Annotated in this window: 18 protein-coding genes; all 18 read right to left on the reverse strand. The window is 39.8% G+C overall.

The genetic code is table 11. The features are described 5' to 3' along the window. Nucleotides 1-188: 188 nt before the first annotated feature. The 18 genes from ACPC58_RS04790 to purC all read right to left on the reverse strand — a co-directional run bounded on the left by ACPC58_RS04790 (nucleotide 189) and on the right by purC (nucleotide 21,202). Nucleotides 189-1,457: a MerR family transcriptional regulator gene (locus tag ACPC58_RS04790; protein ID WP_434065403.1), complete on the reverse strand. Its 1,269-nt coding sequence runs from the start codon at nucleotides 1,455-1,457 to the stop codon at nucleotides 189-191. A gap of 107 nt (nucleotides 1,458-1,564) precedes the next feature. Continuing rightward, a complete protein-coding gene (locus tag ACPC58_RS04795) occupies nucleotides 1,565-3,277 on the reverse strand; it encodes an ABC transporter ATP-binding protein (RefSeq protein ID WP_434065404.1) in 1,713 nt (570 codons plus the stop codon). Nucleotides 3,278-3,281: 4 nt separating this feature from the next. Continuing rightward, nucleotides 3,282-4,028, reverse strand: a complete 747-nt coding sequence (locus ACPC58_RS04800; RefSeq protein WP_434065405.1) for a hypothetical protein — start codon at nucleotides 4,026-4,028, stop codon at nucleotides 3,282-3,284. Nucleotides 4,029-4,032: 4 nt separating this feature from the next. Next, the gene (locus tag ACPC58_RS04805) at nucleotides 4,033-4,902 is read right to left on the reverse strand and encodes an ABC transporter ATP-binding protein (protein WP_434065406.1); all 870 of its coding nucleotides are present in this window, start codon (nucleotides 4,900-4,902) and stop codon (nucleotides 4,033-4,035) included. A 1-nt stretch (nucleotide 4,903) separates the two neighbouring features. Continuing rightward, nucleotides 4,904-5,323, reverse strand: coding sequence for an Msa family membrane protein (locus ACPC58_RS04810; RefSeq protein WP_434065407.1), 420 nt, complete (start codon nucleotides 5,321-5,323; stop codon nucleotides 4,904-4,906). 14 nt (nucleotides 5,324-5,337) lie between these two features. After that, complete coding sequence (locus tag ACPC58_RS04815) at nucleotides 5,338-5,925, reverse strand: CPBP family intramembrane glutamic endopeptidase (protein WP_434065408.1); 588 nt, start codon at nucleotides 5,923-5,925, stop codon at nucleotides 5,338-5,340. Nucleotides 5,926-5,935: 10 nt separating this feature from the next. After that, nucleotides 5,936-6,685: an amino acid transporter gene (locus ACPC58_RS04820; RefSeq protein ID WP_434065409.1), complete on the reverse strand. Its 750-nt coding sequence runs from the start codon at nucleotides 6,683-6,685 to the stop codon at nucleotides 5,936-5,938. A 659-nt stretch (nucleotides 6,686-7,344) separates the two neighbouring features. After that, nucleotides 7,345-8,637, reverse strand: coding sequence for an adenylosuccinate lyase (gene purB, locus ACPC58_RS04825; protein WP_434065410.1), 1,293 nt, complete (start codon nucleotides 8,635-8,637; stop codon nucleotides 7,345-7,347). Between the two features lie 182 nt (nucleotides 8,638-8,819). Further along, on the reverse strand, nucleotides 8,820-9,887 hold the full coding sequence (gene purK, locus ACPC58_RS04830) for a 5-(carboxyamino)imidazole ribonucleotide synthase (protein ID WP_434065411.1): 1,068 nt from the start codon (nucleotides 9,885-9,887) through the stop codon (nucleotides 8,820-8,822). After that, the gene (purE, locus tag ACPC58_RS04835) at nucleotides 9,874-10,362 is read right to left on the reverse strand and encodes a 5-(carboxyamino)imidazole ribonucleotide mutase (protein ID WP_171989031.1); all 489 of its coding nucleotides are present in this window, start codon (nucleotides 10,360-10,362) and stop codon (nucleotides 9,874-9,876) included. Before purE ends, purK begins: the two co-directional genes overlap by 14 nt. Nucleotides 10,363-10,389: 27 nt before the next feature. Then, a complete protein-coding gene (gene purD, locus ACPC58_RS04840) occupies nucleotides 10,390-11,652 on the reverse strand; it encodes a phosphoribosylamine--glycine ligase (RefSeq protein ID WP_434065412.1) in 1,263 nt (420 codons plus the stop codon). A gap of 118 nt (nucleotides 11,653-11,770) precedes the next feature. Beyond that, nucleotides 11,771-13,318, reverse strand: a complete 1,548-nt coding sequence (gene purH, locus ACPC58_RS04845) for a bifunctional phosphoribosylaminoimidazolecarboxamide formyltransferase/IMP cyclohydrolase (RefSeq protein ID WP_434065413.1) — start codon at nucleotides 13,316-13,318, stop codon at nucleotides 11,771-11,773. 25 nt (nucleotides 13,319-13,343) lie between these two features. Then, nucleotides 13,344-13,502, reverse strand: coding sequence for a phosphoribosylaminoimidazolecarboxamide formyltransferase (locus ACPC58_RS04850; protein WP_105127391.1), 159 nt, complete (start codon nucleotides 13,500-13,502; stop codon nucleotides 13,344-13,346). Beyond that, nucleotides 13,499-14,056 (reverse strand): phosphoribosylglycinamide formyltransferase, encoded by a 558-nt coding sequence (gene purN / locus ACPC58_RS04855; RefSeq protein ID WP_217374474.1) that lies wholly within the window; start codon nucleotides 14,054-14,056, stop codon nucleotides 13,499-13,501. The genes ACPC58_RS04850 and purN overlap by 4 nt, the downstream gene beginning before the upstream one ends. Then, nucleotides 14,053-15,075, reverse strand: coding sequence for a phosphoribosylformylglycinamidine cyclo-ligase (gene purM, locus ACPC58_RS04860; protein WP_434065414.1), 1,023 nt, complete (start codon nucleotides 15,073-15,075; stop codon nucleotides 14,053-14,055). The genes purN and purM overlap by 4 nt, the downstream gene beginning before the upstream one ends. 72 nt (nucleotides 15,076-15,147) lie before the next feature. Then, nucleotides 15,148-16,608 carry an amidophosphoribosyltransferase gene (gene purF, locus ACPC58_RS04865; RefSeq protein ID WP_313093878.1) on the reverse strand — a complete coding sequence of 487 codons (1,461 nt, stop codon included), beginning with the start codon at nucleotides 16,606-16,608 and terminating at the stop codon, nucleotides 15,148-15,150. Nucleotides 16,609-16,657: 49 nt separating this feature from the next. Then, nucleotides 16,658-20,374 carry a phosphoribosylformylglycinamidine synthase gene (locus ACPC58_RS04870; protein ID WP_434065415.1) on the reverse strand — a complete coding sequence of 1,239 codons (3,717 nt, stop codon included), beginning with the start codon at nucleotides 20,372-20,374 and terminating at the stop codon, nucleotides 16,658-16,660. A gap of 120 nt (nucleotides 20,375-20,494) precedes the next feature. Beyond that, on the reverse strand, nucleotides 20,495-21,202 hold the full coding sequence (gene purC / locus ACPC58_RS04875; RefSeq protein WP_434065416.1) for a phosphoribosylaminoimidazolesuccinocarboxamide synthase: 708 nt from the start codon (nucleotides 21,200-21,202) through the stop codon (nucleotides 20,495-20,497). Nucleotides 21,203-21,239: the final 37 nt, after the last annotated feature.

Consider the following 21,239-nt stretch of genomic DNA (forward strand, 5'->3'; position numbering starts at 1 on the left):
ACAAAACCGCATGAAATCTTTCGCCCAAAAACGTTGATTTCATGCGGTTTATTATTTATAAAAGTTAAAAATATTAGTTGGATTTCGAATTTTTTCCCAGACCCTTCCTTGAAGTTTCGCTATCTTCACAATGATGAGGAATAAGCTTTTCAAACTGCAGAGAGATGAATCAGAATGATGCCTCAAGACTATTTATTTTCAATAATCCGTAAAAATCGCTCTACATAATGTGGATCCAAATCATTGTACTGACTACCTTCTGCCGAACTTTCTTTGGAAATTCCCAATTCCATCAGTCGCTGATCAAATTCTTCTAGCTCAATATAGGTGTCATCTGACACTAATTTCTGATTGACAGTCGGTTGCATGAACACTTTTTCTTCCCCATCTAAATCAATACAGTAGCTAAATGTTCCCTGTCGTTTAGTCTCATCTAGTGTAAACAACTTTGTCCCAAATCCTGTCCAGACCGACTTGACATCGCTGTAGACAAATTCTTTGGACGGAACAATCAGATTAATTTCAATGATACGATTATTAGTGACAGCTGTTGTTGTACTAATTAGCAGAGCCATCAACAAGATACAACTTCCTATCAGAGCAAGTAGATATTTCCATGACAGCCTCAACAGTCTCGCCAGTTTTCCAAAAAGCAATATAAGAAAAGTCATGATAAATAATATAAAAACCTTACTCAGACCAATCGAATACTCATAAAAGAGCCAATCACTTGGTAGAAAAAAAGTTTCTATCAACCAGCTAACCAAGATAAAGCAGGCAATCCCGACCACAAGGGAAACTAGTGCTATGGGAATCCACCAAACTTGACTGCGGTTTTTCTTACAAACCTTGTCCCGATTCTTCCACCAATTCACAAGATAATCTCTCCACAGGAGTGTTATCCAGGCGGAAGCAAAAAGCGAGAGAATAGATAGTAAGAGTAGGTTTTCTTGACGGCCTTGTTGAATTCTTGTAAACAACCAAAGAATCGGACCTGATAATATGAACGTCTGCAAAAGAGTCATCCAAATACTCGGTAGCAAGGCATATTCTATGTCTTTTTTCAACTCTTGGAAATCATCGCTTTCCACATAAGTAATAGAATTCTGTATTTCTTCAAGCCAACCATCATTCTTCCCCAAGTCTTTGACCACTTGGTCTAGCAAATCAATCTTATTCGTCAATCTTTCTTGCTTCTGAATGATGGCTTGCTTTTTTCTCAACAAAGCCGATTTCAACCCTTCTTCTGACCATGTAAAAGGTTCTTCTATCTCTGATAAAGAAAAATCGAAATAGCGGAGCAACTTAATCAAACGAAGTTGCCGCACATTTTCCACTGAATAGTCACGATAATCGTTGACCGGATTTCTCTCCACAGAAATCAATCCCTTCTCCTCATAGAGACGTATTGCCTTAGTTGACAGCCCTGTCAACCTTTCCACATCTTTGACTCGCATCTTAATTCTCCATATTTGTTAATACATAAAGCATACACTATTCCCCTAGGGTTGAGTCAAGACTTATCAGAAAAAAACAAGAACAGGAGCTATCAACTCCCGCTTTATTAACTTGCATTTGGTAAGTTTCTTAGAAAATCATTGTACAAATGGCTATGAGTCATTAGCTGTTGATGGTTCCCATAATCAGAAACCTGCCCATTTTTATCCAAGACAAGAATAGCGTCAGCTCCTTTTACAGTATGTAGGCGGTGAGCAATGGTCAAGCGTGTCTTTCCAACTGTTAGACGATCAATCGCTTTGCTAATGATGTGTTCCGTCACACTATCTAAGCTTGCTGTTACTTCGTCTAAAAGATAGATAGGGTGTTCTAGTAACAACGCTCTCGCAATATTTAAGCGTTGTTTTTGACCCTCTGACAGACCTGCACCATTTTCTAGAATCTGTGTATCTAAGCCTTGTTCCATCTCCGAAACTAACTTATTGAGACCTAACTCTTTTAAAATAAAGCAAATTCGTTCCTCCGATACAGCTTCATTTTTACCATATATAAGATTTTCCCTAATCGTTCCCTGGAAAAGCGTATTGTCCTGTGGAATATAAGAAATCATGCTTCTCACTTGTTTTGCAGAAATTGACGATAGCGAGTGACCACCAATCAAAATATCTCCCAGGTAATCTTCATAAAACTTCATCAACAAAGAAAAAATCGTTGATTTTCCAGCACCACTTGGACCAACAACAGCCACATGCGAGCCCGCAGGGATTTCCACGGAAAGACCATTCAATACTTGATCTTCATTGTATGAGAAATGAACATTTTTCAATTGAATTGACGCATCTTGAATCATCAATTCAGTTAATGGTTGTTCTTCCTTACTCTGTTCTAATAATTCTACCAGTCTCTTAGAAATTGCTTTAAATTCTGTCAATTCATTCAATGATGAAACCATATCAATCACAGGTTCAATCAGTTGCATCATGTATAAAACAAAGGTTGTTAGTGTTGCTATTGTCATCACTCCCTCTGTTACTTCCATTCCCGCAACAAGTAACATCAAGATAATTAATCCCATCATTAAGCTACTAACTAGCGAATGTTGCACAACTGAATATTTTATTATGTTTTCAAAACTGAGAGCTAAACGGTCAAAAGCTCCTGTCATACTATGTAATTCAGATTCTTCTCCTTGAAAAGCCTTCATCAAACGGAAATGAGTAAATTTATGACTGATACGGCTAGAAATCTCACCCAAACCCTTTTGATAATTTGAATAGCTGTTTTCTAATTTGTGACTCATTGGCACCATTACTAAAGCTATAAGAGGCATCAGCAGTAGACTCATGAGAGTGAGAGAGGAACTAATAGTCCAAAGAAAATAAATTGAGCCTAGTAGAATAAGAACATTCATGAATAAATTCGGAAGAACTACCGTAATAAAATTTAAAACAGCAGACATATCATTGGTTAGACGACTGGCAATGTCCCCTGATTGAAAGTGATCCAATGCAGAAACTTCCGAGTGTAACAAATCAGAATATATTGTTACTTGTACCTCCTTTATCGCCAAATTTCCAACCCTACAAATCAAATAGTTTCCAAAAACTTTTATTACATTAATTAAGCTAAAAAGTGAAAGGTAACCAATCAGTTTGATAGGATGTTCCAATAAATCAACAAGGAAGTGACGATCTAGGAACTGTCCGATAACTTTTGGTACAAATAATCCCAAAATTACACCTATTATACTTAATAAAATACCTAAAATGAATAGATTCTTTTTCAGATGACGATATATAAGCCTGCCTATTTTTTTCATAGTACTAAAATTCCAAATTTTTCATACGAAATGCACCTGCAACATAAGAGAATAGACAATAAATAATGCCTACGCCCAATAACATTAAACAGCCTATGGTAATATTTGTTTTTTCAAAGATAGTGACATAACCACTCGGAAAGAATGGGGCCAATGATGGAAAGAATATTGCGATACTCATTAATGCATTAAGGATTAACGCAATGATTAATGTAATACCGTTCCTGAAATATAGCGAACACACACTTGTCACAACCCCAACAATAACATATGACGAAATTACTGAGATTACTGAAAGAATAGAATAATTAAAATCTTGACTCCAAAAATTTAAACTCCCATACGGCAGATGTGCAACTTGAAGATAGTACACACCGAGCGAAATGATAAAGTACCCTATACTATAAATCAAAATTACTGTAAGCATACTTAATAATTTCATCAGTAGAATTTTAAATCTATTTATATCCTTATATAATAACAGTCTTTTTGATTGAACCTCTTGACGCATCATACTGATTGAAACAAAAGCTAATGCAATAGATGGGATGATCGAGTTGAACTGTAGATTAAATTGGCCATAATAAAAATCAAAAAATGCGATTTTAATATTTTCAGGGCCCGCAAAAGAGAACATTCTAGAATTCAACAATGTTGATATCAAATATAAAACTGGCGTTAAACAAAGTGACAGAAATATCTTGGTTTCTTTACGACTTAAAGTTGACCGTAATTCTGGAAAAAACATCATATCTTTAGTCTCCCATCTCAAAATAATCTTTCAAATGGTTTTCTTTTATTTCAATTTTTTTAATGGCTTTTTGACTGGATAGTGTGTACATTAATTGATTCAAATAATCCGCCTCCGAATCGATTGTAACCTCAATTTTGCCATCTTGGATACTTTCAAACAGTTCAATAGGTAATTGGACTTCTGATAAATCATCTTTCAATTGAATAATAACACTTGGGGCAGATTGAATCTGCATTTCCGTTTCAAGCCTGCCTCCTTCAATGTATACATAACGATTGCATAAAGCCTCTAATTCTCCTAATTGGTGACTAGAGATAATCATTGAAATATTTCGTTCTTGTGACCACTGTTTTAGTATCGAAATTAATTGATTTACTCCTAATGGATCTAGTCCAACAAATGGTTCATCAAGCAACAAGAATTCTGGCTCCGATACCAGGGCTATAGCCAAGGCTGTCCTTTGTTTCATTCCAAATGAAAAGCCTTTCGGTTTCCTATTTCTTGCTTCCCATAAATCAACTAAACGAAGTGTTTTCTCAATATTAGAATATTGTTCTTTTTTTCCATGAATATCTAGATAAAATTTCAAATTATCCATTACTGTCATTTCTGGATAAAAAACTGGTTCAATCATGATTCCAAAATTTGACAGAATATGCTTTGTCTGATGAATATTATGTCCAAAATACTCAATGCTCCCATCCGTAGGTCTTAGAGATTTTGCAATTAACTTCAATAAAGTAGACTTTCCTGCTCCGTTTTTCCCGATTAATCCTACAATATCTCCTTGATTAATCGTTAGATTCACCTCTTTTAAAGAGTAGAAATCATTTCCTGAAAATCTTTTTGATAAATTCTCTATTTTTAACATACTATGCCTCCACTGGTGTTGTATTTCTATGCATCTGATAATAGTAATTTAATCCAAATATACTAAAATATAGAATTGTGGCAAAAATTAACTGAGAAGGATAAAGTAGAGAATTACTTACCTCCACTGTAAAATTACTTGTCTGTACTGTGTTTTGTAAAATATATTGTTGCCATTCTCCACTTTGTTCAGCAAAAATACCAAAAGAAATATAAAATAGTAGTGATAATAGTGGTACCGTGATCAGTTTCGCTATGCCTGTATTCTTAGATTGTTTTATCAATTTATTCGTAACAACAACACTAACGATAAGTGGTAACACATATAGAAGACCAGCTAAAAAAATTAGGGGCATATCGCTCAAAAATGTTATGGATATAAATACTAAAGCAGCATATAACATGGAAACAACAAACAACATAAATATTTTTCTCCTTAAATAATTTTTCCAACCACTACATTGTGTAACCAATGAAGGGCAATAGAATATTGTAAACCAAATTTCAGACCTACCCTAGACAACAGATAACCTGCAGGTACTTTAATCATCGCATTTAACCAAAAATCTCCATTTATATGAAGCAATAACCCAAAAAGTAATGATGTCACTATAATAGTGAAAAAAGTATGATATTCCTTAAATAAAATATGAAATGCGACATATCGAAATAAGTATTCCTCACAGATTGCAACAATCAGTGCTGTAAAAATTTCATCTGATTTAATAAAAATTGAATTCATCAGAAGAATGATAACGAGTATCAATATAGACTGATTTTTGCTAAACGGAACCAATTCCTCTTCAAACTCGATTCCGATTTTCTTTGAAATAAAAGTGGGAATTAATATAAATCCTGTACTCATTCCTACTAACTTAACAAATAAATGACCACTATCATTCTGTAGAATTTCCAACATTACTAATGCAACATTGCCAATATTTGCTATTAAACCAGCTAACATAATAAGAGCAACAACTATTATCAAATAAAATATTTTATTATTTTTAGCATGTGTATTCACAAACTATCTCCTAATATTCTATTCTTTCAAATGCCCTCATTCCTAAATAATAGAAAGTGCAGCAATAGATACCACTAATAAAAATTAATCCAAATACAGCAAATAAGGTTGAGCCACCCAACTCAGCATACCCTGTTGGAAATAAGAATTTACCTAACGATAATTGAGGAGCTACATTTGAAAATAGCATAAAGAGTACCCCTCCAAGCACTGATGCTGCAACATTATACCGTATAGAAAGATTAGCTACTAAAAGAATAACAATAACATATACTGCTATACGGGCTAAAATAATCAATAAATGATGTGATAGTGATTTGGGGGAACTTGGGAAGAAATGTCCTGAAATATAGTTATGAGGTAACATGAACACATAATAACAAATAAATGATGTGATAAATGTACCAATAATAAAAATTCCTAAAATTTTCATCAGGTTATAGATCTTCGCTTTAAATATGAGTGGTTTTTCGATATCTTTAAATAAAAACAGACGTTTTGAAGAAATTTCATTTCTAAAGACACTCATCACACTGTAACTTAATAATAATGTTGGAATTGTGAGTTGCCACTGAGTATGCACGATTATCTGCCAAAACATGATAAACGAAATCTGTTCTCCTTCAGCGTAACTTGCAATACCAGCTTGAAAAATACTGACTAAAGCAGTTATCAACGGATATATCATACAAATTAAAAATAATACTATTTCTCTCTTACTTAAAATTGAACGAAAAACAGGTTTTAATAATTCCTTCATTTCTTTTCCTCTGTTTTTATAAACTAAGCTAGACGCGTAAATAGATACACGTCTAACTTCTTTTGTTTCCAAATTTTCACTTTATTTTATATGATTACCAATATAATCTCTTGCCTTTGTACCCAAATTTTAAGAAACCAAAATTAAGTTCAAAACGAGAAGCAATTTTTCCAAACAATTTGTGCATATTTATCTCCTATCTATTTTATTTATTATTTAATAAGACAAAATCAATCTCTCCATTCTAGTCAACCAATACTTATATTCTTATTCGGTATTATCAGATTCATAACTATTTTGGAACATATATGTATTTCAGGTATTATTACCAATGGAAGACTTTACCACGATAACCAAATTTCAAAAAACCTAGGTTTAATTCACAACGCCCCAATGTTTGACGAAAAAGTTTCTTCATATTCTTTCTCCTTTCATTTTTCCTACACTTGTTTATTCGTAAATCATTTGGAAAATGATTTTTTTCAAGTGTGTATCTCCTTGAGGGGTGTTTTCCCTCTCACTTACTTATTCGCAAATCGTTGTTATTTTTTGAAAAAATCTTATTTTTTTTGAATGAGTTGTGAGCTTTTTTTCCCCTTCACCTATTTATTCGCAAGTAAAAAAAAAATTCTCTGGAAAATCCAAAGAATTTTGATTTTTTATAATCCAAGTCGTCCAAAGATGTCATCCACCCGCTTAGCATAGTAGTCTGGGTTGAAGAGTTCATCGATTTCTTTCTGACTAAGTTTAGCTGTCACACGCTCATCCGCTTCAAGAAGAGGCTTAAAGTCCACTTGATTGTCCCAAGATTGTGCCGTTTTTGGTTGCACCAAGTCATAGGCTTCCTCACGGGTCATACCTTTCTCAATCAATTTGAGCATAACACGCTGACTGTAAATCAAGCCAAAAGTCGACTCCATATTGCGTTTCATATTCTCAGGGAAGACCGTCAAATTCTTAACAATATTGCCAAAACGATTGAGCATGTAATTAATAAGGATAGTCGTATCTGGCGTGATAATCCGCTCCGCTGACGAGTGGGAAATATCACGTTCGTGCCAGAGGGCCACATTCTCAAAAGCCGTCACCAAGTGACCGCGCACCACACGAGCCAGACCAGTCATATTTTCAGAGCCGATAGGGTTACGTTTATGAGGCATAGCAGAGCTACCTTTTTGGCCTTTGGCGAAATACTCTTCTACTTCGCGTTGTTCAGATTTTTGTAGTCCACGGATTTCTGTCGCCATACGCTCGATAGACGTTGCAATCAATGCTAGGGCTGAAAAATATTCTGCGTGGAGGTCACGAGGAAGGACCTGGGTCGAAATTTCCTGCGGACGAATGCCCAATTTGCTACAAACATACTCTTCCACAAATGGAGGAATGTTGGCAAAGTTTCCAACTGCACCTGAAATTTTACCAGCCTCAACGCCTTTAGCCGCCACATCAAAACGCTCCATGTTGCGTTTCATTTCGCTATACCAAGTCGCCAACTTAAGACCGAAGGTCGTTGGCTCCGCATGGACACCGTGGGTCCGCCCCATCATAATGGTGTACTTGTGTTCACGCGCCTTGTCGGCGATGATATTGGTAAAGTTTTCAAGGTCGCGACGGATAATGTCGTTGGCCTGCTTGTAGAGGTAGCCGTAAGCCGTATCCACCACGTCGGTCGACGTCAGACCGTAGTGGACCCACTTGCGTTCCTCACCAAGACTTTCCGAAACCGCTCGCGTGAAAGCCACCACATCGTGACGAGTTTCCTCTTCAATCTCTAAAATGCGGTCGATGTCAAAAGTCGCTTTCTCACGAATCAAAGCCACATCTTCCTTCGGAATCTCACCCAACTCAGCCCAAGCCTCATCAGCGAGGATTTCCACCTCCAACCAAGCCTTGTACTTGTTCTCTTCACTCCAAATAGCCGCCATCTCTGGGCGGGAATAACGATCAATCATTGTTTATGATACAGAGGGCGTTAAGAAAGCAAGAGAAAAAATAGGAAACTAACGCTGTGTGCTAACACAAAAGGCAGTTTATATTTTTTCCGACGCTTTTAGACCGAGTTAAAATACTCGAACTTGCCCTCTCTCCTTCCTATCTTTAAATGTAATGGGTTTTACTTGAATTTCGAAATCCCCTACAACTCTACCTCAACGTCATCCGTCAACACCGTCACATGTCCCATTTTGCGATTGTGCTTCGCTTCTAGTTTACCATAAAAATGAAGATACGCGTTAGGATTTTCTTGAGAAAAGGCTTGTGCTGCTTCCATGTCTTGTCCGAGGACGTTGATCATAAAGGCTGGAGAGAGCAGACGGATAGGGGGTAGAGGTTCCCCTAAAATGCCTCGGATATGGGTATCAAACTGTGAAAAATTACAAGCTTCAATAGAATAGTGTCCTGAATTGTGTGGTCGAGGGGCAATCTCATTCACAAGAATTTCCTGCCCTGCCACAAACATTTCAACACAGAGGGTACCTGCTAATTGAAGTTTATCTGCTATTTGCAAGGCCATTGTTTTGGCTTTTTCAGCAAGTTCATCTGAAATACGGGCAGGCACGATGGTCTTGTAAAGAATATTATTGCGGTGGATATTTTCCTGTACAGGAAAGACGGTATAGTCGGAGCCATTCCCAGACACAAGGACGGAGATTTCTAGGTCGAAATTCACAAACTCTTCCAAGACACACTCGGCAGAATTTGCCAGTTGACTAGCCTCTACCAAGTCCACCCCTTCTCGAATGACCTTCTGGCCATGTCCATCATAGCCCCCAGTGGCTGTTTTCAAGACGTAGTTTTTACTAAGGTCCAAACCTTCTAGGTCTAGGCTAGATGTGACGACTTTGTAGGGGGCGACTTGCACACCAGCTTTTTTGGCCAAAAAATCCTTCTCAAAAATGCGGTTCTGGGAAATGCGAAGAAGGTCTGTTCCCTGAGGGAGCTGGCCGTCTTTGATGACCGCGTCCAGTCCGTCGGCATCGACATTTTCAAACTCGTAGGTCAGGACATCGCACCGCTCCGCCAACTGTTTGAGGGCCGCCACATCGTGATAGGGAGCGACGATAACCTCGCTGACCTTGGAGGCTGGGCAGTCCGCTGCAGGATCCAGCGTGATCACCTTGTGACCCATGTAAATAGCGGAAATGGCCATCATCTGACCTAGCTGACCACCGCCAATAATTCCTATCGTTTTAGATGAGTTCATCTGACATAGCCTCCGCAATTTTTTCCTGCTCCTTGGCAAAGTCTACCAGCTGAGCTGCAATGGTTTGGTCTTCAATGGAGAGAATGCGAAGAGCTGTCAGAGCCGCATTGGTCGCACCTGCTTCACCAATAGCCATGGTTGCAACAGGCACACCGCCGGGCATCTGCACGATAGAATAGAGCGAATCCACACCACTTAGGGCACGAGATTGGACAGGGACACCGATGACAGGCAGGGTTGTCTTAGCTGCCACCATACCCGGCAAATGAGCCGCACCACCCGCTCCTGCGATAATAACCTTGATACCACGGCCACGCGCTTCCTCGGCGTGACGGAACATTAGGTCGGGCGTGCGATGGGCAGAAACCACTTTCTTTTCATAGGCTACGCCAAATTTATCCAGCACTTCGGCTGCTTTTTTCATGGTTTTCCAGTCAGAACTAGAACCCATAATGATGGAAATTGGAATGTTCATATTTGCACTTTCTTTTCTTATACCAAGTTATTTAACAGCTTTACTTCCAATATCTGTCCGATAAAAGAGGCCTGTTGTATCTTGTTTCTTCAGCTCCGAGTAAATTTTTTCCTGGGCTTCTTGGACGGTGTCTGCTGTGGTGACTAACATATAGACCCGACCGCCGTTTGATAGCAGTGCTCTGCTATTTTCCGCAAAACGAGCCCCTGCGTAGTAGGTCGTGATGTCTCCCTCGGTCTTTGCTGGCAATACCATACCTTTTTCGTAATCCAAAGGATAGCCATTTGATGCCACCACTACCCCAAGCGTCACGCCACTATCTAGCCAAGTCAGCTGTGTCGTACGTTTGTGGAGGATGTCGTCAATGTTCTGAGCCAAGTCAGAGGTCAAGCGAGGTAAGATAATCTGAGTTTCTGGATCGCCAAATCGAGCGTTGAACTCAATGACTTTAGGACCTTGATCGGTCAGAATCAAGCCAGCATAGAGCACGCCAAGATAAGGTCGCTCTTCAGCAATCATGCCCGCAAGAATAGGCTTGACAATGGTGTCAACTGCTGTGTCCACCACACTTTGAGATATGTGAGGCACTGGAGCGTAGGCACCCATCCCGCCTGTATTAGGACCTTGGTCGCCGTCAAAGGCACGCTTGTGGTCCTGGGCTGTCGGCAGGATATAGAACTGGTCGCCGTTGACCAAGGCAAAGAGCGAGAACTCCTCACCCTCCAAAAACTCCTCGATGACTACGCGGGCACCCGAGTCACCGAACTTGTTGTCCAAGAGCATCTCCCGTGCCGCTTCGACCGCCTGCTCGACGGTTTCCGCCACGACCACACCCTTGCCCAGTGCCAATCCGTCCGCCTTGACCACGATTGGTGCGCCCTGCTCTTCGATGTAGGCTTTGGCTTCTTCGAAGTTGGAAAATGTGCCAAAGGCTGCTGTTGGAATGCCGTATTTGACCATGATTTGCTTAGCAAAGTCTTTTGACCACTCTAGCTCCGCGGCGAGACGACTCGGACCAAATACCTTTAACCCAGCCTGTTCAAAATCATCAACGATACCTGCTGCCAGAGCATCATCTGGACCAACAAAAGTCCATGCAATGTCATTTTCCTTTGCAAAGTTAATTAATGCAGAATGTTCGGAAATACCGATATTCACTAATTCAATCCCATCTAAAGTCATTCCATCATTTCCAGGAGCAACAAAGACCTGTTCTACCTGATCAGATGCCAACAACTTCTTTGCAATCGCATGTTCACGACCACCAGACCCAACAACCAAGAGTTTCATGTATTCACCTCAAAAACGGATTTTATATGAACAGTATAGCAAAAACAGACGGATTTTAATAGAAAAAACAGGACAATGTTCGGGAATGGAAAAAGCTCACACAAGGTGAGCAAAATTCTCAATGTCTAAAATGTCTGACTCCCGTAAAGACCATGGTCAAGCCGTACTTGTTGGCCATGTCAATGGAATCCTGGTCACGGACGGATCCACCTGGCTGAATGATAGCCTTAATACCTGCTGCAGCAATCTCTTCCACATTATCTGCAAATGGGAAGAATGCATCCGATGCTAAAACAGCACCATCCAAACGTTCCTTAGCTTGCTCGATAGCAATGCGGACGGAAGCTACACGGTTGGTTTGCCCCGGTCCCACTCCCAAGGTCATCTTGTCATTGGTGATGATGATCCCGTTGGATTTGACATACTTAGAAGACTTCCAGGCGAACTCCATGGCCGCCCACTCTTGCTCGGACGGTTGACGCTCAGTCACAACCTGCCAGTCCGCTGGGTTTTCCACCACCACGTCCTGATCCTGCACCAAGAGACCACCAACAACGCCTGTGAATTCCTTTTCTACTTCACTAGCATCTTGAGCATCAAAAGCCAATTCCAAAATGCGAAGATTTTTCTTTTTATTGGTCAAAATTGCCAACGCTTCTGCCGAGTAGCTCGGTGCGATGATAATCTCTAAGAAAATCGGATGCATCTTTTCAGCAGTCGCAGCATCTACTTCCCTGTTGAGTACAACGATTCCTCCGAAAATCGATACTGGATCAGCCTCATAAGCATAATCCCACGCATTTTCAATAGTATCTGCTTGTCCGATACCACAAGGATTCATATGTTTAAGAGCTACAACAGTTGGACGGTCCTTGAAATCACGGATAATACGAATAGCGGCATCCGCATCACGAATGTTATTGAAGGATAGTTCCTTCCCGTTTAACTGCTTAGCAGATGCAATGGAATATGCAGTCGGAAGTGCGTTTTGATAGAAATCCGCATTTTGTTGTGGATTTTCTCCATAGCGCATTGGCTGATTAAGGTCATAAGTAAGAGTAAGTTTCTCAGGTTTCTCTTCACCTACTTGCTTAGTGAAATAATCAGCTATTAAAGCGTCGTAAGCTGCGGTATGACGAAAGACTTTCGCTGCTAATCGCTGACGCGTTGAGTAGCTAGTTTCCCCCCGCTCTGCTATTTCTCCTAAAACTGTTGGATAATCTGCCGGGTCTACCACAACTGTCACACTGGCATGATTCTTGGCCGCTGAGCGCAACATAGATGGACCACCAATGTCAATGTTCTCCACTGCCAAATCATAGGTTACATCCGGGCGAAGAATTGTTTCTTTGAATGGATAAAGGTTGACTACCACCAAATCAATCAAGTCAATTTCATGGTCGCTGGCAGCTTGCAAATGGCTGTCCAAATCCCGACGTGCCAACAAACCACCGTGAATTTTCGGATGAAGAGTCTTGACACGACCATCCATCATCTCTGGAAAACCTGTCACATCATCAATGGCAATAGTGGGAATACCCGCCTGATCCAATGTAACTTTTGTACCGCCAGTTGAGATAATCTCCCAACCAAAACTGTTTAATTTCTTAGCAAATTCAACGATACCATTTTTATCAGATACGCTAATTAACGCACGCTTTGTCATGTTTACTCCTTCTTCTACACTTTTACTATTTGATTTGAGTCATTAAAAATCCTGATAAAATCAAGGATAATCCATAGGCCAATATCAAACGTGCTGGATTTTCTAAGTTTGCAAAAATAAAGCTATTAAATAGCAGAGCAGCTAAAACAAATACCAAAACGAATGAGATTATTTTCTTTATCATAACTCTATCCTTTCCACCCCCAGCTCTTCTAAAACTGTTGGATAAAGCTGATATTCTGCGGCGTGAATCCGTTCCTCAAACTGCTCCAAATGATCATCAGCCAACCTAGGTACACGGACTTGTTTAATAATTTGACCTGTATCAACACCACTGTCGACCCAGTGAACCGTCACACCACTCTCTGGAACGTCAGCTTCCCAGGCATCTACAATCCCATGGGCTCCTGGAAATTCTGGTAGATAAGCTGGATGAATATTGATAATCCGTCCCTCGTACTTAGCAAGCAATGTAGGGCCAACAATCTTCATATAGCCAGCTAAAACAACCAGATCAATCTGGTGTTTGTCCAATAAGTCAATGAGTGCTTGTTCATATGCCTGTTTATCAGCAAACTCCTTCAGTTCAAAAGCATAGGCTGGAACTCCTAATGTTTCAGCTCTCTTTAAAACGAAAGCATCTCTATGATCTGAAAAAACAAAATGTACCTTGAATTGTTCAGCTATAACTTGAAAATTGGAACCATTACCAGAGGCAAAAATTGCTATTCGCTTCATTTGATTATCACACTCTTGTCTTCTTTGGTTACAATACGACCAATTTCATAAACATCTTCATTGACTGATTCTCGAACCTTGTCAACCTTTTCAGGACTAACTGCTAACACCAAACCAATCCCCATGTTGAAGATTTCAAACATTTCTTCGTGCTTGATTTTGCCATATGTTTCAAGGGCGGTGAAGATAGGAAGGACTGGAATCTTATCTTCTTCAACCTCTGCTGCTAAATCATCTGAAAACATACGAGGAATATTTTCAATAAATCCACCACCAGTGATATGAGCGATACCATTTACAAGTTCATCTTTTACCAATGGTAGTACTTGTTGGACATAAATACGTGTTGGTTCTAGTAAGACATCCTTAAGAGCTTTGCCATTGAGCTCTGGCAACAGAGCGTCACCATCAAAATCCGCAAAAACACGGCGAACCAATGAATAACCATTAGAGTGGATGCCACTTGAAGCTAACCCGAGTAAGATATCACCTTCTTTGACCTTACTTCCGTCAATAATTTGTGATTTCTCAGCGATTCCGACTGCAAAACCGGCTAAATCATAATCATCTTCGCGGTACATGCCAGGCATTTCAGCAGTTTCACCACCAATCAACCCGCAACCTGCTTGGACACAGCCTTCTGCAACACCTGCCACTACTTGTTCCAATTTAGCTGGCTCATTTTTTCCTGTCGCAATATAGTCAAGGAAATAAAGCGGTTCTGCACCTGCTGCAACAATATCGTTGACACACATCGCAACACAATCTTGGCCAATTGTGTCATGTTTGTCATATTGAATTGCAAGCATAAGCTTAGTACCGACACCATCAGTTCCTGATACTAAAACAGGCTCTTTCACATCTAATTTGGTTAGGTCAAACATACCACCAAAACCGCCTAGTGCCCCCATGACACCCAATCGCTCTGTCCGAGCAACGTGTTTTTTGATACGTTCAACTACTTCATAACCCGCTTCGACATCCACTCCTGACTGAGCATAAGCATTTTTATTCGTCATTCTATTTCCTTTCCTCTAAAAACTTTACTGTTGATTGACAAGGTTTACAAGGTTGTCAATATTGATTGACACTTATTTATCTCTTTTGACATTCTCTATGTAGAAACTAGTTTTCTCTTCTAAGCTTCGAAGATATTCTTCCTCATAGTCATAAAGGGGCGTTGGAAATTCTCCATCAAAATACGCCACACAGAGCCCACCCTTTGGTGCATCTGTTTTTATACCAATCGAGTCTATCAAACCATCTAATGACAGATAGGTAAGGCTATCAGCTCCTATAATTTCACAAACCTCATCTACAGAATGATTGGCTGAAATCAGTTCTCTACGTGTTTGAATGTCAATTCCATAAAAACATGGATACTTCAGTTCTGGACTACCGATAGCAACATGGACCTCTTTCGCACCAGCATCACGTAACAGTTTGACAATACGACGACTCGTTGTTCCTCGAACAATTGAATCGTCAATCATAACCACGCGCTTATCCTTAACAACACTGGAAACAGCTGATAACTTCATGCGAACACCCTGTTCCCGTAATTCCTGTGTAGGCTGGATAAAGGTCCTTTGAATGTACTGATTTTTAATCAGCCCCATCTCATTTGGCAAACCGGACTCCTCTGCAAAACCCATTGCAGCTGAAAGTGATGAATTAGGCACACCAACAACAATATCTGCTTCGTGTTGAAATTCTTGAGCCAAACGACGCCCCATATTTTTTCGGGCGGTATGAACATTTATCCCATGAATGACAGAATCTGGACGCGCAAAGTAGATATATTCCATCGAACAAACTGCAAGTTGTGTATCCGTCGTATAGGTATCATAGCGAATTCCTGAATCATCAATAATGACCATCTCTCCCGGCTCAACATCACGAACCCATTCTGCTCCAACAACTTCAAACGCACATGTCTCGCTGGCGACAACCCAAGCCCCGTTCTTCATCTTTCCAATAGATAATGGACGAAAACCGTTTGGATCCAAGGCTGCAACCATTTTATCCTCTAACATAATCAAGTAGGCAAATCCACCCTTGACAGTATTAAGAGCTTCCTTGATTTTACCCATCAGGTCTGGATTATGACTGCGACGAATCAAATGGATCAGAATTTCAGTATCAGATGAACTTGAAAAAATCGAACCATTTTTTTCTAATTCTGCCTTTAAACTAACTGCATTAGTCAAATTGCCATTATGAGCTAGTCCAACTTGCATATCTGAAAAATCAAAGAGAAAAGGTTGAATATTATGGATAGAAGCTGAACCTGACGTAGCATAGCGAACATGACCTATCGCTGCTCTCCCAGTGAGACGTTCTAGGTCTTCTGACTTTTTAAAAACATCCGCAATCAACCCTGTATTCCGATGACGACGTAAATGTCCTTCATCATTTGCTAAAATCCCTGCGCCTTCTTGACCTCGGTGCTGCAAACTATGGAGTCCAAAATATGTGACCTGAGCAGCTTGCGGATGACCCCAAATCCCGAAGACTCCGCATTCTTCATTAAGTGATTTAACTTCGTACATGTTATTCCCTTTATTATGTTTATTCAACCAGAATGATTGCTGAACTTTCCTATTCTGTAAAATAGCGAACCGCTGATGCAAATAAGCCCTGGTCTTTATTCCCCGGGATATTTTGGAAGAGACCAGTTTCATAACGCTCTGAATGTCCCATTTTCCCAATGATTTGACCATTGGCACTAGTAATTCCTTCTATCGCATGATATGAGCCATTTGGATTGTATTTTGAATCCATACTTGGTTGACCAGTGAAATCCACGTATTGACTGAAAATTTGGCCATTGTTGCGCAAGACTTCAAATTCTTCATCTGTAACTACAAATTTCCCTTCACCATGAGAAACTGGAATAGCGTGAATATCTCCAACTTGAACCCCTGATAACCATGGAGAATTTACATTAGCAATGCGTGTCTCAACCATTTTTGCAACGTGCTGGTTAGCATCGTTATAGAAGAGAGTTGGACTGGTTTCCACTACTTCTTCAAAATTCCCATAAGGTAATAAGCCTGATTTAACAAGGGCTTGGAAACCATTACAGATCCCGATAATGAGACCACCTTTTTCGATAAACTGGTCGATAGCTGAACGGACCTTGGCATTTCGCAAGATAGTCACGATAAATTTAGCAGAACCATCTGGCTCATCTGCTGCTGAAAAACCACCTGCAAAGAAAAGAATATTAGCCTTTTCAATATTGTCCACCATTGTATCAACGGAATGTTCGATACTCTTTCCATCTAAGGTAACAAATGGTACTAGATTTACCTGGGCACCAGCTTGTTCAAACGCCTTGGCTGAGTCATACTCAGAGTTAGTTCCTGGGAAAACTGGAATGTACACCTGTGGAACATCAACTTTTTTCTTGGCTCTACGAATCGTTGTTTTCGCAATAGCTGGGACATCCTCTATAGAAGTGTTTTGTTTAAATTCTGTAGGATAGACTTCTTCAAGTTTTCCTTCAAAAGCAGCTTGTACATCTTGTCCAAACAACTTGACACCATTGACAACAAGTGCAAACTCTTCTGTTGTCTGTCCAATTTTCACTGCTTCTGAAATTTCTTCAGTAGAAGTAAAGACAAAACCACCTAATTGACCTGTCAGACATGTTTCCACGGTTTCTAATTCAATTGTCGCACCAATCTGATTTCCAAAAGTCATCAAGGCGATACTTTCTAAAACACCACCATACTTAACAGCACTTGCTGCTGTAATCGAATAAGTATTCTGCCATTTTTCAAAAGTCTCAAAGTTTGACTTGATGAATGTAAAATCTATATCTTCCGATAAAATTTGACCTGGAAGATAATAGATATTCTCACTGGTTGTTTTGAACTCAGGAGAAAGAACCTTGCGACTATCTGCAGTGGTTACACCAAAAGCAACTAGGGTCGGAGGAACCGTTAGTTCTTCAAAGGTACCAGACATAGAGTCCTTACCCCCAATAGATGGTAAACCTAGCTGAATTTGAGCCTCAATTGAGCCTAGTAAAGCCGCTACAGGCTGTCCAAAACGTTCCGCCTGTTTATCCATTCTTTGGAAATACTCTTGATAAGAGAAACGGGCCTTAGACCAGTTTGCACCTGTTGCAACCAAACGAGCTGTTGCTTCAATCACCGCATACGCTGCACCATGATATGGAGACCACTCTGCTAAATATGGATGGTACCCTTGTGCCATAACCGAAGCTGTTGTCGTCACACCATCTTGGACAGGTAACTTTTGAACGGAACTTTCTGTCGGCGTCAACTGATAACGCCCACCAAGTGGATGATTCACTGTTGAACGACCAACTGAAGAGTCAAAAATAGTCTGCAATCCTTTTTGGCTAGCATGGTTGAGGTCTGAAAGAATTGTCTTCAAATCCTCTTGTAGGGTTTCAAGTGATGTCTGACGTAATTCGGGAAGGTTGACGGCATTGTCAACTACTTTTGCATCAACTACTACACGAACACCATTTGTATCAAGGAAAGAACGTTCCAAATCAACAATCGTTTGGCCATTCCAAGTCATGACTAGATTTGGTTTATCCGTCACTTTAGCTACTACAACAGCATGGATATTTTCTTCACGACAGGCTTCGATAAAAGTTTCTACATCCTCTGGACGAACGACTACACTCATCCGCTCTTGTGATTCTGAAATGGCAATCTCAGTTCCATTCAAACCTGCATACTTGAGTGGCACCTTATCTAAATCTATTTCCAAACCATCTGCTAACTCACCAATCGCTACACAGATACCCCCTGCACCAAAGTCATTCGACTTTTTAATCAGACGTGTCACTTGTCCATTTCGGAATAAACGCTGAATTTTACGTTCTTCAATAGCATTTCCCTTTTGAACTTCTGCACCAGCTGTTTCGACCGATTCGACAGTCTGAACCTTAGACGAACCTGTTGCTCCACCAATACCATCTCGTCCTGTTTTACCACCAAGTAAGATGACCACATCACCAGCCACCGGTTTTTCACGGACTACATTTCCTTTCGGAGCAGCTCCAATCACCGCTCCAAGTTCCATACGTTTGGCAACGAAACCTGGGTGGAAGTATTCACGGACATAGGTCGTCGCAAGACCAATTTGGTTGCCGTAAGAAGAATAGCCATGTGCAGCTGTTTTTGAAATGATTTTTTGTGGTAATTTCCCATCACGTGTTGCAGTTAATGGTTGAGTGATATCTCCTGCACCTGAAATCCGCATTGCTTGATAGACATAAGACCGACCTGACAACGGATCACGGATAGCACCACCAATACAAGTTGCTGCCCCACCAAAAGGTTCAATCTCTGTTGGGTGATTATGTGTTTCATTTTTGAACATGAGAAGCCAAGGTTCCTTCACTCCATCCACGTCCACTTCAATTTCTACTGAACAAGCGTTAATCTCATCAGAAACTTCCATATCATCCAATCGACCATTCACACGCTCATAGCGACCAAAAATAGTAGCCATATCCATTAAAGTTTGAGGCTTGTCTGATCGACCTAATTCTGATCGCATCGCAATGTATTTGTCATATGTCGCCTGCAATTGCTTTTGGAATTTTGAAGCTGAAAAGTCAATCGTTCTGAGTTCTGTTTCAAATGTCGTATGACGGCAGTGGTCACTCCAATAAGTATCTAAGACTTTGAGCTCTGTTTCAGTTGGCACTCGCCCGATTGATTTGAAATAGTCTTGGATAAATAATAAATCCTCTACTTCCATGGCCAAACCAACTTCACGCTTGTACATCGCAAAGTCTTCAGCACTATAGTTTGCAAAAAATTCTAAATTTGGAATAGAACTGTCTGAAACAGAAAATTCCTGTTCCAGCAAAGGCGATTCCATATCTTTGAAACGAGAATCAACAGGATTAAGAAGATAATTCTTAATTGCAGCCAATTCTTCTTCTAGTACATTTCCATTTAAGATAAAAAGCTGACCAGTACGAACACGTACATTTTGACGGCTACCCAATAAAAGGAGAGCCTCTTGGCTACTAGCTGCACGTTGATCAAATTGACCAGGGAGAGCCTCAATGGCAAAATAGACTGAGCTTTCTAAACCCAGTTCTTCTTCCAACAACGCCTTATCTGTTACCTGTTCCATGAAGATATGCTTAATCGCTTGTTCAAGCAATTCTTCCTCTAAATTGAAAATATCATATACCTGTACTAATCGAAGATTGGATAGACTAGTCAACTGCAAATTGTGAACCAATTCTTCGAGAAGAGCTTGTGCCTTAATTTGAAAATCTGCTTTTTTTTCAACAAAAATACGTTTTGCCATATTCAAGATACCAAGTCCGACAAGAAAAGCTGTCTTACACTTAGAAATCACCAAATACATTTAGTGGATTCCCAGTCTAATCATATTTTCCGGACGGTTTCAATCCCTTTCTAAAATCCCCTATTTCACGCTCTGCAATTTTTCTAAAACAACCTCATAAACATCGGTCAACTCTCCAAGACCACGACGGAATACATCTTTATCAAGATGGTTTCCATCCACATCCCACAGACGACAGTTATCTGGTGAAAATTCATCAGCCAATATAATTTGTCCTGTTTTATCAAATCCAAATTCCAATTTGAAATCTACCAACTTTAAACCAATCTGAGCAAACAGCTCTTTCAAGAAAACGTTGATTCGGCGAGTTTCTTCTTTAATATAAGCAATATCCTCTTGGCTAGCTATATTGAGAAACGCAACATGTTCATCATTAATAAAAGGATCATCTAGCTCATCTTTTTTATAGTAAAACTCAACAATAGGGTGAGTTAACTCAATACCTTCTTCCACACCAAATCGTTTTGAAAATGATCCAGCTGTAATATTACGCAATACAACCTCAAGAGGAATGATATCCACCTTCGTATTTAATTGTTCCGTATCTGATAAACGCTTGATATAATGCGTTTTTACACCAGCCTCATTTAACTTTTCAAAAATAAGTGAAGAAATCAGATTATTAAGCCGACCCTTCCCAGCAATCTGTTCTTTCTTACCACCATTAAAAGCCGTTGCCTGATCCTTGTACACTGCAACAATTTGATCATCATCGCTTGTAGCAAAAATATCTTTAGCTTTTCCTGAATAGATAAGGTCTGTTTTCATAAAAATGTTCGCCTTTCACAAATTATTCTAACCTTTT

The sequence above is a fragment of the Streptococcus sp. VTCC 12905 genome (assembly GCF_049893385.1).
Lineage (GTDB): Bacteria > Bacillota > Bacilli > Lactobacillales > Streptococcaceae > Streptococcus > Streptococcus suis_AA.

What these genes read in the sequence shown, in the direction of transcription:
- ACPC58_RS04790 (WP_434065403.1), bottom strand. Translation starts at nt 1,457, where the DNA reads ATGCGAGTCAAAGATGTGGAAAGGTTGACAGGGCTGTCAACTAAGGCA.
- ACPC58_RS04795 (WP_434065404.1), bottom strand. Translation starts at nt 3,277, where the DNA reads ATGAAAAAAATAGGCAGGCTTATATATCGTCATCTGAAAAAGAATCTA.
- ACPC58_RS04800 (WP_434065405.1), bottom strand. Translation starts at nt 4,028, where the DNA reads ATGATGTTTTTTCCAGAATTACGGTCAACTTTAAGTCGTAAAGAAACC.
- ACPC58_RS04805 (WP_434065406.1), bottom strand. Translation starts at nt 4,902, where the DNA reads ATGTTAAAAATAGAGAATTTATCAAAAAGATTTTCAGGAAATGATTTC.
- ACPC58_RS04810 (WP_434065407.1), bottom strand. Translation starts at nt 5,323, where the DNA reads ATGTTGTTTGTTGTTTCCATGTTATATGCTGCTTTAGTATTTATATCC.
- ACPC58_RS04820 (WP_434065409.1), bottom strand. Translation starts at nt 6,685, where the DNA reads ATGAAGGAATTATTAAAACCTGTTTTTCGTTCAATTTTAAGTAAGAGA.
- purB (WP_434065410.1), bottom strand. Translation starts at nt 8,637, where the DNA reads ATGATTGATCGTTATTCCCGCCCAGAGATGGCGGCTATTTGGAGTGAA.
- purK (WP_434065411.1), bottom strand. Translation starts at nt 9,887, where the DNA reads ATGAACTCATCTAAAACGATAGGAATTATTGGCGGTGGTCAGCTAGGT.
- purE (WP_171989031.1), bottom strand. Translation starts at nt 10,362, where the DNA reads ATGAACATTCCAATTTCCATCATTATGGGTTCTAGTTCTGACTGGAAA.
- purD (WP_434065412.1), bottom strand. Translation starts at nt 11,652, where the DNA reads ATGAAACTCTTGGTTGTTGGGTCTGGTGGTCGTGAACATGCGATTGCA.
- purH (WP_434065413.1), bottom strand. Translation starts at nt 13,318, where the DNA reads ATGACAAAGCGTGCGTTAATTAGCGTATCTGATAAAAATGGTATCGTT.
- ACPC58_RS04850 (WP_105127391.1), bottom strand. Translation starts at nt 13,502, where the DNA reads ATGATAAAGAAAATAATCTCATTCGTTTTGGTATTTGTTTTAGCTGCT.
- purN (WP_217374474.1), bottom strand. Translation starts at nt 14,056, where the DNA reads ATGAAGCGAATAGCAATTTTTGCCTCTGGTAATGGTTCCAATTTTCAA.
- purM (WP_434065414.1), bottom strand. Translation starts at nt 15,075, where the DNA reads ATGACGAATAAAAATGCTTATGCTCAGTCAGGAGTGGATGTCGAAGCG.
- purF (WP_313093878.1), bottom strand. Translation starts at nt 16,608, where the DNA reads ATGTACGAAGTTAAATCACTTAATGAAGAATGCGGAGTCTTCGGGATT.
- ACPC58_RS04870 (WP_434065415.1), bottom strand. Translation starts at nt 20,374, where the DNA reads ATGGCAAAACGTATTTTTGTTGAAAAAAAAGCAGATTTTCAAATTAAG.
- purC (WP_434065416.1), bottom strand. Translation starts at nt 21,202, where the DNA reads ATGAAAACAGACCTTATCTATTCAGGAAAAGCTAAAGATATTTTTGCT.